Source organism: Enterobacter sp. R4-368 (assembly GCF_000410515.1).
Classification (GTDB): Bacteria; Pseudomonadota; Gammaproteobacteria; order Enterobacterales; family Enterobacteriaceae; genus Kosakonia.
This window is the reverse complement of record NC_021500.1, coordinates 1454795-1471147: the sequence shown is the minus strand read 5'-3', so window position 1 is coordinate 1471147 and position 16353 is coordinate 1454795. Positions and strand designations below refer to the sequence as shown.

Sequence of the window (16353 nt, the reverse complement as noted above, 5' to 3'; positions counted from 1 at the left end):
CTTGTGAAGAGCCCTGGCATATTATCAAAGCCGAGAGCTTCCCGGCTGATGAGTCCCGCCTGTTGTACCGCAACGAGCACGATCCCTGCCTGCTTATTCGCGGTCATAGATCGTCAATCTTACATATTGTCTCCCCCCGCCAGCCTGCTTTTCCTGGGTAGCCGTTACCGGTTACAGGGGCATTTCGGCTTCAGATCATTTGCGTCAGTAAAAGCGTGATTGCCGGCGCACTATAATAAAATTGTATCTTTTCTGTTAAATCCTGCCTTGCGCTTAATTGTATAGGCAAGTATATATGTTTACACATCAGGACATGTCCTCAGGAGAGAACACCGATGCCGCATACTCTCAATCGCCAGCAGACCCCTAAATGCATGGAGCTGAATACGAAAAGCTGGCTCGCCGAAGCGCCATTGCGCAATAACCTTGATCCCGATGCTGCCGAAAACCCGAACTTACTGGTGGGGTATGGCGGCATTGGTGGTAACAAACCTTATTCTGGCGCGGTGGCAAACCCGAACCGCGAAACCGAAGCGATGCGCGACGGTTCTGATGCCGTATCCAACTGGCCGATGTTTAACACTGCCAGCGGCGCGACCCTGGCCTCGCTGCACCACTGCGGTGGCATGCGGATGGGATTTTCCCGGCATGCAGGGGTGATGAATGTTTGTAATGGCACAAATGAAGCGGTGGCACGCATTGCGCGCGTGCTGCCTCACGATCCGACAACCGGCGTGATGCGTCACGCTGAGGCTGAGTATGAGATTGCGATTGAGTGCGCCGCAGCGCAGGCGCTCAATCTTCCGATGATTGCTGTAATGCAGGGGCAGGGCAAAGCATGAAAAATTTCACCCTTATTCCGGGCCAACTCACTCTCGCGCAGCTGCGCGAAATCTACAGCCAGCCGCTTCATCTGTCGCTGGATGATGGCGCGTTTGCGGCCATTAATGAGAGCGTTGCCTGCGTCAACACCATTATGGCGGAAGGTCGCACCGCCTATGGCATCAACACGGGCTTCGGTTTGCTGGCGCAGACGCGTATCGCGACGGAAGATCTGGAGAATTTGCAACGCTCGCTGGTGCTGTCTCACGCCGCAGGCGTTGGCGAACCGCTGGATGATGCGCTGGTTCGTTTAATTATGGTACTGAAGATCAATAGCCTGGCGCGCGGTTTTTCTGGTATTCGCCTGCAGGTGATCCAGATGCTGGTGGCGATGGTTAACGCGGAGGTTTATCCGTGGATCCCGGCGAAAGGCTCGGTGGGCGCGTCCGGGGATCTCGCACCGCTGGCGCATATGTCGCTGACGCTGCTCGGCGAAGGCAAAGCGCGCTGGCAGGGGGAATGGTTACCGGCGAGTGAAGCGCTGAAAAACGCCGGGCTGGAGCCAATTACGCTGGCGGCAAAAGAGGGGCTGGCGCTGCTGAACGGTACGCAAACCTCCACCGCCTTTGCTTTACGCGGCCTGTTTGAAGCCGAAGATCTGTTCGCTTCTGCCGTGGTTTGCGGTGCGCTGACCACTGAGGCGGCGCTCGGTTCGCGTCGTCCCTTCGATGCGCGTATTCATGACGTTCGCGGCCAGCGCGGGCAGATTGACGCGGCGGCGTTATATCGCCATCTATTAACCGATGACAGCGCCATTTCCCAGTCTCACCACAACTGCAATAAAGTGCAGGATCCTTACTCCCTGCGCTGTCAGCCGCAGGTGATGGGCGCATGCCTGACGCAACTGCGTTTTGCCGCAGAAGTGCTGTTAACTGAAGCAAATGCGGTTTCCGATAACCCACTGGTGTTCGCCGCCGAAAACGAAGTGATCTCCGGAGGAAATTTCCATGCGGAACCAGTCGCGATGGCCGCCGATAATATTGCGCTGGCGATTGCGGAGATAGGCTCGCTGGCGGAGCGCCGTATTGCCCTGCTGATGGACAGCCATATGTCGCAACTACCGCCGTTCCTCGTGAAAAATGGCGGTGTTAACTCCGGCTTTATGATTGCCCAGGTCACCGCAGCGGCGCTGGCAAGTGAAAACAAAGCGTTATCGCATCCGCACAGCGTGGACAGTTTGCCCACCTCGGCAAACCAGGAAGATCACGTTTCTATGGCACCGGCTGCCGGGCGTCGTCTGTGGGAAATGGCGGCGAACACGCGCGGCGTCATTGCTGTCGAGTGGCTTGCCGCCTGTCAGGGGCTGGATATGCGCGAAGGCTTAACCAGCAGCCCGCTGCTGGAACAGGCTCGTCATCTGCTGCGCGAACAGGTTGCGCATTATGAGAAAGATCGTTATTTCGCGCCGGATATCGAACGTGCGATTGCTCTGCTGGCGGAACGCCATCTGACGACATTGCTGCCAGCAATAGTGTCTTGCTGAAGAAGAGAGAGGCATTGCTGGTCATTCGGATGCGGCGGGCTTTGCCTTTGAAATTGAATACATTTTTGCTGTTATAAAACGTAAGGAGCCCCTGTAAGCCAGCATAATGTTTTGGTGTCAGGGGCGGGCGTCACGCCTGGAATGGATTAAGCGGTGGCGGGAAATAAAGGCTCAACGACACGGGAATGAATCCCGTCATGAAGGGATGCTTGCGCATCCCTTTTAATGTTAACGGGACAGTCGTTGCTTACCCCAGTCGAGCGCGGTGTTGATCAGGGAAGTCAGTAGCTGGCGGAACGCTTCACTCTTCTCTTCAGAGAAAGCAAAACTCGTCTCATCCATGTAGCAGCACTGCGCCACTTCCAGTTGTATCGCATGGATGTTCTGGTGCGGTGCGCCGTAATGGCGGGTGATATACCCGCCTTTGAAGCGGCCGTTGAGCACTTTCGTGTAGCGCGGAAATGCCTCGCAGCATGCCAGTAATGCGGCGCTCAGTTCCGGCGCGCAGCTTGCGCCATCGGCAGTACCGAAGTTCAGATCCGGCAGTTTGCCGTCAAACAAACGCGGAACCACCGATTTGATGGAGTGTGCATCCCACAGGAGCGCGTAACCGAAAGTGTCGCGCAACCGCGCCAGTTCCTGCGTCAGCGCTTGGTGATAAGGCTGCCACACAGTATGCAAAATAGCGGCTTTCGTGGCGTCATCCGGCGCTTTACCCGCTTCGAACAGCGACTCACCGTCAAAAAAGGTGTCCGGAAACAGGCCGGTGGTCGCGGTAGCGTATAACGGTTTATCATCTGCCGGGCGGTTTAAATCCACCACATAGCGGGAATAATTAGCGCTCAGCACGCTGGCGCCAAGCTCGCGAATCGGCTGATACAGCAGCGGAATATGCCAGTCCGTATCCTCCAGACGTCGTGCCCGCGCGGTGAGGCCGCTGGCAATTTCCGGTGTCAGTTGCGTGCCGGGATGGGGCATGCTGACCAGTAGCGGCAGCCGTCCCTGATGTAATTCGAATCCGTTAGTCATGCCAGACTTCCTCCCCCTGATAAATAACCTGTTTTGACAGTGTTCCTCCCAGCCAGTAGCTGAGTTCTGCCGGATGAGACACATCCCACGCGACAAAGCTGGCTTCTTTACCCGCCTGGAGCGTACCGCAGCGTTCACTGATACCTAATGCATGGGCGGCATGACAGGTCACTCCCGCCAGCGCTTCTTCAGGCGTCAGACGGAACAACGTGCAGGCCATGTTCATCATCAGGCGCAGCGACAACACGGGCGACGTACCGGGGTTCAGATCGCTGGAAATGGCCATCGGCACCTGATGCTTACGTAATAGCGCCACCGGTGGCTGCTGGCTCTCGCGTAAAAAGTAAAACGCGCCCGGCAGCAGAACAGCAGTGGTGCCGTGCTGCGCCATCAGCACGATATCTTCTTCGCACAAATACTCGAGATGATCGGCGGAAAGCGCACTGTAGCGGGCGGCCAGCCCTGCGCCGTGCAGCAGTGAAAGCTGTTCGGCATGCAGTTTTACCGGTAAGCCAAGCTGCTGCGCTTTGCGGAAAACCCGCTCCACTTGCGGCGGTGAAAAGGCCAGATGTTCACAAAAAGCATCAACCGCATCGACCAGCCCTTGTGCGTGCCAGGTGGGTAGCCAGTGCTGGCAAATCTCGTCGATGTAGTCGTCAGCGCGCCCCTGATACTCGCCCGGCACTGCATGCGCTGCGAGACAGGTGCTGAAGATGGTGAGCGGCATTTCTGCGCCAAGCGCGCGGATCACCTGCAACATTTTGCTTTCATCGGCAAAGCTGAGGCCATAACCGGATTTGATCTCAAGCGCCGTAACGCCTTCTTTGCGCAGTGCGTCAATGCGCTTGCGGGCGCTTTCCAGCAGTTGTTGCTGGCTGGCGTTGCGGGTGGCATTCACGGTACTGATAATGCCGCCGCCTGCTGCGGCGATTTCCGCGTAGCTCGCGCCGTTGAGTCGCATCTCAAATTCCTGGCTGCGATCGCCGCCAAACACGCTATGGCTATGGCAATCGATCAACCCAGGCGTAACCAGCCGCCCCTGCAAATCCACTTCACGATCGACCACATCATCCGGCTGCGTTCCCTCTTCGCCCAGCCATGAGATCTGCGACCCGTCGGTGATCAGCGCGCCGCGAGGGATCAGGTTGTATTTGCCCGCTTCCATGGTGGCAATTTGGCAGTGACGCCATAAAATGCGCATCCGCGTTCTCCCGTCATGGTTCGGCGCGGCAATCGCCACGCCGTCGGTTTTACTTTGCAATCATCGGTAAATTGAGGCCGTGCTCTTTGGCACAGGCGACCGCTGAATCATAGCCTGCGTCAGCATGGCGCATCACGCCCGTCGCCGGATCGTTATGCAGTACGCGGGCAATACGTTCTGCCGCTTCATCCGTGCCATCACAGACGATAACCATCCCCGAATGTTGCGAGAAGCCCATGCCGACGCCTCCGCCGTGGTGCAGAGAAACCCAGGTTGCTCCGCTGGCGGTGTTGAGCAACGCATTCAGCAAAGGCCAGTCGGAAACCGCATCGGAGCCATCTTTCATCGCTTCGGTTTCGCGGTTCGGGCTGGCAACGGAGCCGGAGTCCAGGTGATCGCGGCCAATGACAATTGGTGCGGAGACTTCGCCGCGACGCACCATTTCATTAAACGCCAGCCCCAGACGTGCGCGCTGCCCCAGACCAACCCAACAGATACGCGCAGGTAAGCCCTGGAAACTGATACGCTCTTTCGCCATATCCAGCCAGCGGTGCAGATGCGCGTCATCCGCGATCAGCTCTTTTACTTTTTCATCGGTACGATAGATATCTTCCGCATCGCCGGAGAGCGCGGCCCAGCGGAATGGCCCAATACCACGGCAGAAGAGCGGGCGAATATAGGCGGGCACAAAACCCGGGAAATCGAAGGCGTTGCTGACGCCCATCTCTTTCGCCATCTGGCGAATATTGTTGCCATAGTCGAAGGTCGGAATGCCCTGCTGCTGGAAGGCGAGCATTGCTTTAACGTGCTCGGCCATTGAGGCTTTCGCCGCCTGAGTCACCACTGCCGGTTCACTCTTCGCGCGTTCGCGATACGCTTCCCACTGCCAGCCAATCGGCAGATAGCCGTTTAGCGGATCGTGGGCGCTGGTTTGATCGGTCACGAGATCGGGGCGAACGCCGCGTTTAACCAGTTCCGGTAAAACTTCTGCCGCATTGCCGTGCAGCGCCACAGAGATGGCTTTACCTTCACGGGTGTAGCGTTCAATACGCGCCAGCGCATCGTCCAGATCTGTTGCCTGCTCATCCACATACCCGGTACGCAGGCGGAAATCGATGCGGGATTGCTGGCACTCAATGTTCAGCGAGCAGGCGCCCGCCAGCGTGGCGGCCAGCGGCTGCGCGCCGCCCATGCCGCCCAGACCTGCGGTCAGCACCCAGCGGCCAACCAGCGAACCGTTATAGTGCTGGCGACCCGCTTCGACGAAGGTTTCATACGTACCCTGAACGATCCCCTGGCTGCCAATATAGATCCAGGAGCCTGCGGTCATCTGGCCGTACATCGCCAGCCCTTTAGCGTCCAGCTCGTTAAAGTGCTCCCAGTTGGCCCAGTGGGGAACCAGGTTTGAGTTAGCGATCAGTACGCGCGGTGCATTGCTGTGGGTTTTAAACACGCCGACCGGTTTGCCGGATTGCACCAGCAGCGTTTCGTCATCATTGAGCTGTTTTAGCGCTTCAACCATTTTGTCAAAGCACTCCCAGTTACGCGCTGCCCGGCCAATCCCACCATACACCACCAGCTCTTTCGGGTTTTCCGCGACATCGGGATCAAGGTTATTCATCAGCATGCGCAGCGGCGCTTCGGTCAGCCAGCTTTTCGCATTCAATGTCGTGCCGCGCGGCGCTCTGATCTCAACATCACGATAACGGGATAATTCACTACTCATGCGGTTTACCTTCTCTGTTTGATAGCGGAATACATGCTTACTGACGTTGCGATGCTGCTGTATACGTCTTGTATATACATGATAAGCACATAAGGTGCCAGTTTAATCAATTTATTTATTTCACATATAAAACAATGCGTTGTTATTGATGGCTTTTTTGATCGTAGTGAAAGAAGGGGTATTGGTGCATTTTTTTGCACTGCTATTGTGCTTTAAAGCGTTGAGATGATCATTTTTAGTGCATCTCTGCGCTGTTTTAAAGCGAGCGTGTGGGGAAATGAAGCTGAGGGAATTCGTTTTGTTGTGCTGGATTTATTAACAATGTTTTTATATCTATTTGTTTTTAATTGGTTTTATTTAAATGATCAATGTTGCGATGACGTTATGGCACATGGCTTGCTAGTTGTACATACAAGGATATACAAAAGTTTTTTTGCATTGCCGTCACAACGGGACGGCAAACGATGACCATAAGGCGTAACGATGATTACTTTCAACAATGTGACCAAGCATTATCACGACGGTACCGTCGTGGTCGATGGCCTGAACCTTGTCGCGCCAGGAGGCAAAATTACTGTGCTTGTGGGGCCGTCTGGTTGCGGAAAAACCACCTCATTACGCATGATCAACCGGCTGGTGGAGCCCTCATCCGGGACGATTTTGCTCAATGGCGAATCCACCGCTCTGATGGATGTTGTGCAATTGCGCCGCCGTATTGGTTATGTGATCCAGAATGCCGGCTTGTTCCCGCATAAAACCATCATCGATAACATCGCCACTACCGCGATCCTTAATGGCGCGGCGAAAAGCAAAGCCAGGGCCAGAGCGGCAGAATTACTGGAAGTGGTCGGTCTGGCGCCGCAACTGGCGAAACGCTACCCGTGGCAACTCTCCGGTGGCCAACAGCAGCGCGTCGGCGTGGCGCGCGCACTGGCTGCCGACCCGGAATTTATGCTGATGGACGAACCCTTCAGCGCCGTTGACCCTGTGGTGCGTGAACAGTTGCAGGAAGAGTTTCTGCGCATTCAGAAAGAGGTCAGCAAGACCATCATTATGGTCACGCACGATATTGATGAAGCAATGAAACTGGGTGATTGCATTGTGGTGCTGAAACCTGGCGGCAAGCTGGCGCAACTGGCGACGCCGGGCGAACTGCTGAATGCGCCGCAGAGCGAATTTGTTGCCGATTTCATTGGCCGCGACCGCGGTTATCGCAAACTCAGTTTCCACACCTCCGCACCGCTGACGGCGTTGCAGGCGGAACCGGCTATCGAAATGGGCGCGTCACTTGCGCAGGCACGCAATATCAGCGCACAACGTTGGCTGCTGGTGACGCAGCAGGGCAGAGCCTGCGGCTGGTTTGACACGCATCAGCAGGTAACGGTGATAGCGCCGGAAAACGTGAACCTCGGCGCGACGTTTTCTCCGCAGGGCGGCACGCTGCGCCAGTTGCTGGATTCGGCGCTCAGCTCTCCCTGCCATCGCGCCGTGGTGGTCGATGAACAGCTTACCCCGCTGGGATCGCTGGCGCTGGACAATGTGCTGGATGCCTGCAAGTCGCTGACGCAGGTGGCACTATGAGATTTGACTGGCTGTGGGGGCAAAGCGACAGGATCCTCAGCTTGCTGCTCTGGCACTGCTATTTGTCGATTACGCCGATCCTGATCGGCCTGCTGCTGGCAATACCTGTCGGCTGGGCCGTGAACAACCTGCCAAAAGTGAAAGGTCTCATCCTGAATCTGTTCGGCCTGCTGTACACCATTCCGTCGCTGGCGCTGTTTGTACTGCTGCCGCCGCTGCTGAATACGCAAATTCTCGACCCCATCAACGTGGTCGTGGCGCTGACTATCTACAGCTTTGCGCTGCTGGTCAGAACCGTGTGCGACGGGCTGGATTCCGTGGCCGAAGATACCCGGCAGTCTGCTTTTGCGCTGGGGTACAAACCGCTACAGCAATTTTTGCAGATCGACCTGCCGCTTGCTGTACCGGTGATCGGCTCCGGGCTGCGTGTGGCCGTGGTTTCGAATGTCAGCATCGTGTCGGTTGCCGCGCTGATTGGCGCGCCACAGTTAGGTTCGCTGTTTACCCAGGGGTTTCAGCTTCAGTTTCTCACCCCGATTATCGCCGGGATTGTGCTGTGCATCGCGCTGGCCTTCATTCTGGATTGCCTGGTGGTGGCGATAACCCGCTCTTTAAGCCGCTGGCAACCGCAAAGGGGATAACTGATGAGTGAATGGTTTTTCGATCTCAGCCACTGGTACGGCGACGACGGCATTGTGCCGCTGCTGTTGCAGCATATCGGTTACAGCGCGGCGGCGCTGGCGATTGCCGTCGCCATTGCGTTTCCGGTCGGCTGCTACACCGGCCATACCGGGAAAGGGGAGGCGCTGCTGATTGGTACCACCAACGCCCTGCGTTCGTTGCCCTCTTTTGGTCTGATTATTTTGCTGGTGATCCTGCTGGCGGGGTATTTCGAATCGGATTTGGCCTTTGTTTTACCCTGCATCATCGTGCTGGTGGTGCTGGCGCTGCCGCCAGTGGCGCTGGGCGTACATGCGGGTATCCGTTCTGTCGATCCCAGCGTGCATGATGCGGCAAAAGGGATTGGTCTGACGCCGCTTCAGGTGCTGTTGCAGGTTGAGTTGCCCTGCGCAATGCCGCTGATCCTCTCCGGGATCCGCAGTGCCGCGCTGCAAATTGTTTCCACTGCGACCATTGCGGCCTACGTTTCACTCGGCGGCCTGGGACGATTGATTATCGACGGGCGTGCCGCCAACGACTTTGCGCAGATGACCGCCGGGGCCATCCTCGTCGCGCTGCTGGCATTGATCATTGATCTCTTTTTTTCGCTTTCAGGGAAAGTCGTGGTTTCACCGGGCATCACCCGGAAAACCAAAAACCAGTGATGTTGAGTCCTTTAATTACAGAAGGTTAATAAGATGATTAAGAAACGCTATTTAACGTTGTTCAGTGCTGCACTGCTGTCTGTCGCTTCTTCTGTCTGGGCTGCTGATGCCGGCCAGAAAGTGATTATTGGTTCGGCGGATTTTCCGGAAAACCAGTTGCTGGCGACCATTTACGCCGGGGCGCTGGAAGCGCAAAACATTCCGGTCGAGAAAAAACTCAACATTGGTAGCCGTGAAGTCTATATCCCGGCTCTGCTCGACGGTTCCATCACCGTGATCCCTGAGTACAGCGGCGCGCTGTTAAGCTATCTGGATGCGAAAAACGACGCGCACAGTTCGGAAGATGTGGCGAAAGCGCTGGCCGCTAAGCTGCCGGAAAAAGTGAAAATGCTGAACACGTCCACGGCGCAAAACAGCGATGTGCTGGCGGTAACGAAGAAAACCGCCGACAAGTACAAACTGAAAACCATCGACGATCTGAAACCTGTCGCCGGGCAGTTAGTGCTTGGCGGCCCGGCGGAGTGGAAAACCCGTCATGAAGGTGTTCCCGGCTTGCGTGAAGTTTATGGCCTGACTTTCAAAACTTTCAAAGTGCTGGATGTCGCTGGTCCGCTGACGCTGACGGCGCTGAAAAATAACCAGATTCAGGTGGCTGATCTGACCTCCACTACGCCGGAAATCAAAAAAGATCACCTGGTTGCGCTGGAAGATCCGAAACACCTGTTTGCCGCGCAGAACATTGTGCCCATAGTCGCCAGCAGCACACTGAACCCGACCATTGAAAGCACGCTGAACAAAATCTCCGCGCAGCTCACCACCGAAGATCTGATCGCCATGAACGAGCAACTTGCAGAGTTCGCCAGCATTGATGATGTGGCGCACCAGTGGCTGGTTAAACACCAGTTGAGCAAGTAAGGAACGGCTGCGAGATGACGACAACAATCCGTTCTTCCATGCCGCATATGGATGCGGTCACCTTAGGCAGGGATGCCACGACCATTGATGAGCTGGTGCGCATTGCCGATGGCGCCCAGGTTGTTCTGGCTGATGATGCGCTGGCGCAAATGGATAAGGTCAGCGGTTATATTCACAAGGCGATTGCTGACGGGAAGGTGATTTATGGTCTGACAACCGGCGTGGGAGACCTAGTGACCGAGCGTCTCTCTGCGGATCAAATTGCCAGCGTGCAACTCAATATGCTGCGTAGTCACGCCTGCGGGATGGGGCCGGATTTGTCGGTGCGGGAAGTGCGGGCGATGATGGCGGTGATGCTGAAATCGCTGTTGCAGGGCTACAGCGGCGTCAGTTCTGAACTGGCGCAGCGTATGTGCCTGATGCTGAACCGGCAGGTGACGCCGTGGTCGCCTGCCAGCGGTTCCGTGGGGTATCTGATTGCTACCGCGCATATCGGCTTATCGTTATTTGGCGAAGGGCAGTGCTGGTATCAGGGTGAGTTGTTGCCCTCCACCGACGCGCTGGCGAAAGCGGGCATTGTGCCGCGCATTCCCGGCCCGCGCGAAGGACACGCGCTGATCAGCGGCACCTACGAAATTACCGCACTGGCTTGTCTGGCAGTGCGGGATTTCGAGCAGTTGCTGCCGGTCGCGGATATGGCAGGCGGCATGTGTCTCGAAGCGCTGAAAGGCAACACCCGCGGCTATGACGCGCGTCTGCACGCTCTGCGTCCGCATGACGGGCAACAAGAAACAGCGCAGAATTTGCGCCGTTTACTGCACGGTAGCGAGATCCTTCAGCGTTACCGCGATCACCGGGTGCAGGATGCGCTCAGCTTACGCTGCATCCCGCAAATCCATGGCGCGGTGCGCGATCAACTGGCGCATTGTCGTCATATCGTTACTACCGAACTCAATTCGGTGACCGACAACCCGGTGTTTTTGATTGAAGACGATGCGCTGGTGATTTTGCCTGGCGGTAACGGTCACGGTGCGCCGCTGGCGCTGGCACTCGATGCGCTGGCGGTGGCTATTGCGCAACTAAGCACGGCGTCGCAGGCGCGTTCTGACCGTATTACCAACGTCCATCTCAGTGGCTTACCGGCATTTCTGGTCGGCAAAAGCGGAGCCAATTCCGGGATGATGATCCCGCCGTATGTCGCTGCCGCGCTCGCCGGGGATAATCGCAGCCTGGCGGCACCCGCCAGCGTACATACGGTTTCCACCTGTGCCGGGCAGGAAGACCATATCAGTATGGGCGTCTCCTCGGCGCGAAAAGCGATGCAGGCGGTGGCAAACGCGGTGGATATCGTGGCTATCGAGCTGCTGTGCGCTTGTCAGGCGATTGAATTTCATCGCCCGCTGCGCGCCTCGGTGGGGACAGAGCTGACGCTCTCGCAGGTACGCCAGCAGGTCGCGTTTCGTGAAACCGATACGCCGATGTACACGGATATGCATGCCGTCCGGGATCTGATTGCGGATGGCGAACTAAGCCGCCAGCTTGCTTTACTAATAAAGGAGGGGGCTGATGAGTGAAGCTAATCGTCTGCTCAAGAGAAAATGGAGACTGGAGCTGTCGCGTGTGTAGGCAGGCATAGGGTGCGCTTTGTGATTACCTGGCGCACGTCTCTGCTGTTGCGTGCGCCAGGGAAATCCCTGTCGATGCGGCTCGATGTATGAATGGTGAAGAGGTGCCCTGCAGGGCTGATTAGCCAGCAGGTTCATCCTGATGAACGGGGCGCGCAGGCGCTAAGCATTGCGTGATAAATCACCCAGACCGCGGAGCTGGCGGTGGTTAAGTTCGTAGCTGTGCTGGCCCGCGACGCGTGCGGGAGTGATTTATGAGCGGGTTAATTGCCGATAATGAAGAGGGCTGGCGACGTTTCAGAAGGTCGACGCCGCAGTTTAGCTGGTGTTAACGGGATGTCAGCGTCACGCAGGCGAAAAGCGTGTCGCTGCCTGGGTTGACGGAAACCGTCGCCGGGTTATCAAGCAGCAGGCTGTCGTAATGTTGCAGCGTATGGCGTTCGTCTCCGACGATGACGTCAAGACGATGTCCGGCATTGAACAGCAGCATTGTTCCTTGCTGATGTTGCCATGTGCCAGCGCGCTGCCAGCGCACCGTTGCCTGGGTGGTTTCACGGCGATAAATCACGTTGAAATCAAGTAACGGCCCGCCGATAACCTCGCAGAACACCGCGCTGTCGCCGTTAAAATCCGTCGCCTGAAACGGTGGAATTAACGCGCTGCGCTGGTCATCAATCGTCATAAACATGCCTTCGCCTTCCAGTACACTGATGTTTCGCAGGTAACCGGAGAAACGTGAGAACGCCCCGTCTTCGCGGATCGTCGCAACCGATATGCGCCAGTCATACTGGTCGCTGGCGGGAAAACGGCACACTTCGCGGGTGACACCCTGGCCATTTTTCCAGCGCATCTCAGCGTAGCCACTAGAAGGCAGCAGCCTCATTTGCGCATACTTCCTTCCAGACGGTAACGCGAACCCGGATAGACCAGGCGCACGCTGGTGACGATTTTCTTGTCCTGACGACCGGTCCAGGTGCGGCGGTTTACTTGCAGGCAGGGGGTGTGTTCATCTATTTCCAGGTAAACGCACTCGCTGCGGGGCACGTTCACCGCCTCGATAATATGCTCACCTTCGACAATCGGTGCGATGGAAGAGAGATAGGCATTCGGCGTGATACGGGTAAAATCCTGCTGCAGATAGTCTGGCACAATCAGCGCATTCACCAGCCTGTCTTCCAGCATCACCGGAACGCCGTCTTCATAATGGCAAATCAACGAATGGAACAGGCGGCTGCCTTTCGGCAGATTAAAAGCCAGCGCTTGCTGAGCATCTGCATGCTGCTGGGTCAGCTCCAGCACTCTGGCATGATGGCGATGGCCGCGACTGGCAATCTCATCAGCAATGTTGTTGATCTCCAGCAGCGCCGACTGCCCACGGACTTCGGCGACAAAGGTGCCAATGCCCTGCATACGCACCAGCAGCCCTTCGGCGGTCAGTTCACGCAGCGCGCGGTTAATGGTCATCCGGCTGTAGCCAAACTGGCTGACCAGCTCGCTTTCTGACGGCACGCGGTAGTTCACCGGCCAGGCGCCGCTGTGGATATTGGTTTTAATCATGCTCTTCACCCTTTCATAGAAAGGGGCGGGCTGATCAAGACGTGTCTCGCCTGCGGCTGCTTTAAAAATATCGCTTTGCTCCATGAACCCTTTCCTCGGCCGGATAACCGTTGAAGTTTACTCTACACATATTTGGATGTATATATATAAGCATGTATATACATATCAAATAACGGCAGGCGGTGAGGGGATATATGACGGTATATTTCGCGGCAAAAGCATTGTTGCCGCAGGGCTGGGCGGAGAATGTTCGCATCACGGTTTCCCCGCAGGGCATCATCACCGCGCTCGAAAGCGGTAGTCAGCCAGACGACACGGCGATTCGCCTGGAAGGTTTTTTGGTGCCGGGCATGCCAAACCTGCATTCGCACGCTTTTCAGCGTGCAATGGCCGGGCTAACCGAAGTGGTGGGCGATCCGGCGGACAGCTTCTGGACATGGCGCGATTTAATGTACCGGCTGGTGGATAAAATTACCCCCGAACAGCTGGAAACCATTGCCAGCTATCTGTACATCGAAATGCTGAAGGCCGGTTATACCTCCGTTGCCGAATTTCACTATTTGCACCACGATCGTGGCGGAAAACCTTACGCACAGCCAGCCGAGCTGGCGATGCGTATTTCGCAGGCGGCGAAAACGGCGGGTATTGGCCTGACATTACTGCCGGTGCTTTACAGTTTCTCCGGTTTTGGTGGGCAGCCAGCGACCGCCGGGCAGAGCCGCTTTATTCACGATACGGAAGGCTACCTTGCACTGCATGCCACGCTGACGTCGCAGCTTGCTGCTGAGCCGATGCAGCGTACCGGGCTGTGCTTCCACTCGCTGCGGGCCGTTACGCCGGAACAGATGCAGAGCGTGCTTAAAGCCTGTCCGCAACCGCAGCCGGTGCATATTCATATTGCTGAGCAGCAAAAAGAGGTTGATGACTGCGTGGCCTGGTCTGGATTGCGGCCGGTGGAGTGGCTTTATCAGCATATGCCGGTGGATGAACAGTGGTGTCTGATCCATGCCACGCATATTACGCCGCAGGAAACCCAACAGATTGCCGCTTCCGGCGCAGTGGCGGGCCTGTGCCTGACCACTGAAGCCAATCTTGGCGATGGTATCTTTCCGGGGCCGGACTATCTTGCGCAGCAGGGGCGCTGGGGAATTGGCTCCGACAGCCATATCAGCGTCAGCGTCAGCGAGGATTTGCGCTGGTTTGAGTACGGGCAACGGTTAAACAAACGGCGGCGCAACTTACTGTCTTTGCCGGATGAGCCTTATATTGGCAATGTGCTGTATCAGGGGGCATTGCAGGGCGGACGCCGTGCGCTGGGGCAGGCGATTGGTCAACTGGCGGTCGGCGATCGCGCGGATATGCTGTTGCTCGACAGCCGCGATCCCTTCCTTGCAGCCGCAGGCGATCGTGAACGTCTGAACCGCTGGATTTTCGCCTGCTCAACAAACCCGATAAGAAGGGTAATGGCGGGAGGACGCTGGGTGATTGAAGAGGGGCGTCACGCACAGGAGGAGCAGGTGACCTCTGCATTTATTAAGGTGATGCAGCAACTGGTGGCGTAACACTAAGCAGCAGGACGTTGATAAGAACCTATGGCAGTTGGCAGACGCGGGAAGTGATTTAACTTACTGAATCTGTAGGGTAATGACGACTTTGATCGATGTTCGCAGGAAGGGGGATATTGTCCCCTGCAGGAATCGAACCTGCAACTAGCCCTTAGGAGGGGCTCGTTATATCCATTTAACTAAGGGGACAAAGCGGCGGGAGTATAACGTTATTTACGTCTCGCGTTAAGCTCACATGCCGCCAAGTGATTAAACTGTCGCCGTTTAAGCTCCTTTTTCTGCGCCGTCGCGTTGCTGTTTTTGCTCGTCGGCGCGGGCTTTGGCTTCGGCTTTACGCGCGTTGATCATATCGTTACGGATCTGCGCGTGGCTGAGCAGAGCAAAAATAAAGGTGCCGCCGCAAATATTCCCGGCGAGTGTCGGCAGGGCGAACGGCCAGATAAATTCGCTCCAGTTCAGCGTGCCGTTAAACACCAGATAGAAAATCTCCACCGCACCGACCACGATATGCGTGGTATCCGCCAGCGCGATAAGCCAGGTCATTAAAATGATCACCACAATTTTCGCCGCGCCCGCTGAAGGGAACATCCACACCATGGTGGCGATGATCCAGCCGGAGATAATGGCGTTGGAGAACATCTCCAGCGGCGTGTTCTTCATCACCTCCATGCCGATTTTGACAAAAGCATCGCGGGTGGCTTCATCGAATATGGGCATATACTCGAACGCCCAGGCGGCAATAGCCGTACCAACCAGGTTCCCGAGTAACACCACGCTCCATAAGCGCGTCATCAGGCCAAAGTTAACCCAACTGGGTTTTTGCATCACCGGTAATACGGCCGTGACGGTGTTTTCGGTAAACAACTGCTGGCGCGCCATAATGACAATAATAAAGCCAAAGGTGTAACCGAGGTTCTCCAGCAGGAAACCGCCGGGAATGCCGTCGAGCTGTACGTGAAAAATCCCCTTTGCCAGCAGCGACGCGCTCATCGATAAACCCGCCGCAATCGCTGACCAGAACAGCGCCATCGCGTCACGTTCCAGCTCTTTTTCGCCGTCCTGGCGAATATGCTCATGAATCGCCATGGCGCGCGAGGGCAGGCGTTCTTCATCAAGTTCTATTTTCTTCCCACTCTTCTTCTCGTCGCTCTCCACTTGTAAGTCATCGCTGTGTTTGTCGAGTTTCTCTTCTTTAATATTGTCCACGATGGCCTCGCTTGGTGATGGCGGCAAAATTTAAGCGTAGCGGTTTTCACGCTTATTCCGTGACGGCATCGTCCTAAATTGCGCGAAAAGCAATAATGGCAATACGATATTGAGGAAGTTTGTATAGAATTGTTAACGAGCCGTAAAGGTGAGTTCGGTTAGGCTGAGTGAGCTTTGTTCGCTACGTGGACATCAGAATATGTGCTGATACAATGCGTTGCGCATTGTCTGCGCAAAACGGATTTCCGCGTTTGCGTT

The 16353-nt window shown here is 56.2% G+C and carries 13 protein-coding genes, 1 tRNA gene and 2 pseudogenes; 9 read left to right on the top strand and 7 right to left on the bottom strand.

Annotated elements, in window-relative coordinates:
* Positions 1-335: 335 nt before the first annotated feature.
* From H650_RS26210 to hutH, 3 genes and pseudogenes are all read left to right on the top strand, one after another.
* A pseudogene (locus tag H650_RS26210) lies at positions 336-470 on the top strand (hypothetical protein); the annotation flags it as partial.
* A gap of 27 nt (positions 471-497) precedes the next feature.
* Positions 498-842 (top strand): annotated as a pseudogene (locus H650_RS06855) (urocanase-related protein); the annotation flags it as partial.
* Complete coding sequence (hutH, locus tag H650_RS06850; RefSeq protein ID WP_020454592.1) at positions 839-2365, top strand: histidine ammonia-lyase; 1527 nt, start codon at positions 839-841, stop codon at positions 2363-2365. The pseudogene H650_RS06855 and the gene hutH, both read left to right, overlap by 4 nt.
* Before the next feature lie 228 nt (positions 2366-2593).
* Here hutH and hutG read toward each other — a convergent pair whose 3' ends face one another.
* From hutG to hutU, 3 genes are read right to left on the bottom strand one after another with little or no spacing between them, the layout of a single operon-like run.
* The gene (hutG, locus tag H650_RS06845; RefSeq protein WP_020454591.1) at positions 2594-3394 is read right to left on the bottom strand and encodes an N-formylglutamate deformylase; all 801 of its coding nucleotides are present in this window, start codon (positions 3392-3394) and stop codon (positions 2594-2596) included.
* Positions 3387-4595 (bottom strand): imidazolonepropionase, encoded by a 1209-nt coding sequence (gene hutI / locus H650_RS06840; protein WP_020454590.1) that lies wholly within the window; start codon positions 4593-4595, stop codon positions 3387-3389. The genes hutG and hutI overlap by 8 nt, the downstream gene beginning before the upstream one ends.
* Before the next feature lie 49 nt (positions 4596-4644).
* Positions 4645-6321: a urocanate hydratase gene (hutU, locus tag H650_RS06835; RefSeq protein WP_020454589.1), complete on the bottom strand. Its 1677-nt coding sequence runs from the start codon at positions 6319-6321 to the stop codon at positions 4645-4647.
* Between the two features lie 483 nt (positions 6322-6804).
* Between hutU and H650_RS06830 the strand changes: the two genes are divergently transcribed.
* Genes H650_RS06830 through H650_RS06810 form a run of 5 tightly spaced genes read left to right on the top strand, consistent with a single transcriptional unit; the run spans position 6805 to position 11716 of the window.
* Positions 6805-7902 (top strand): ABC transporter ATP-binding protein, encoded by a 1098-nt coding sequence (locus H650_RS06830; RefSeq protein WP_020454588.1) that lies wholly within the window; start codon positions 6805-6807, stop codon positions 7900-7902.
* Positions 7899-8543, top strand: a complete 645-nt coding sequence (locus H650_RS06825; protein WP_020454587.1) for an ABC transporter permease — start codon at positions 7899-7901, stop codon at positions 8541-8543. Before H650_RS06830 ends, H650_RS06825 begins: the two co-directional genes overlap by 4 nt.
* Positions 8544-8546: 3 nt before the next feature.
* On the top strand, positions 8547-9227 hold the full coding sequence (locus H650_RS06820) for an ABC transporter permease (protein WP_020454586.1): 681 nt from the start codon (positions 8547-8549) through the stop codon (positions 9225-9227).
* A gap of 33 nt (positions 9228-9260) precedes the next feature.
* Positions 9261-10142, top strand: coding sequence for an ABC transporter substrate-binding protein (locus H650_RS06815; RefSeq protein ID WP_020454585.1), 882 nt, complete (start codon positions 9261-9263; stop codon positions 10140-10142).
* A 14-nt stretch (positions 10143-10156) separates the two neighbouring features.
* Complete coding sequence (locus tag H650_RS06810; protein WP_238328381.1) at positions 10157-11716, top strand: HAL/PAL/TAL family ammonia-lyase; 1560 nt, start codon at positions 10157-10159, stop codon at positions 11714-11716.
* Positions 11717-12095: 379 nt separating this feature from the next.
* Here the strand turns inward: H650_RS06810 and H650_RS06805 are convergent, their stop codons facing one another.
* Both H650_RS06805 and hutC read right to left on the bottom strand, forming a co-directional pair.
* On the bottom strand, positions 12096-12650 hold the full coding sequence (locus H650_RS06805; RefSeq protein ID WP_020454583.1) for a HutD/Ves family protein: 555 nt from the start codon (positions 12648-12650) through the stop codon (positions 12096-12098).
* Positions 12647-13408: a histidine utilization transcriptional repressor HutC gene (hutC, locus tag H650_RS06800; protein ID WP_020454582.1), complete on the bottom strand. Its 762-nt coding sequence runs from the start codon at positions 13406-13408 to the stop codon at positions 12647-12649. The genes H650_RS06805 and hutC overlap by 4 nt, the downstream gene beginning before the upstream one ends.
* Before the next feature lie 110 nt (positions 13409-13518).
* Here hutC and H650_RS06795 point away from each other — a divergent pair, with 110 nt between their 5' ends.
* Positions 13519-14886, top strand: a complete 1368-nt coding sequence (locus H650_RS06795) for a formimidoylglutamate deiminase (protein ID WP_020454581.1) — start codon at positions 13519-13521, stop codon at positions 14884-14886.
* A gap of 120 nt (positions 14887-15006) precedes the next feature.
* On the opposite strand, the gene H650_RS06790 is transcribed toward H650_RS06795, so the two are convergent.
* Together H650_RS06790 and H650_RS06785 are read right to left on the bottom strand one after the other, a co-directional pair.
* Positions 15007-15078 (bottom strand) — tRNA-Arg (locus H650_RS06790).
* A gap of 75 nt (positions 15079-15153) precedes the next feature.
* Complete coding sequence (locus H650_RS06785; protein WP_020454580.1) at positions 15154-16095, bottom strand: formate/nitrite transporter family protein; 942 nt, start codon at positions 16093-16095, stop codon at positions 15154-15156.
* Between the last annotated feature and the right edge of the window lie 258 nt (positions 16096-16353).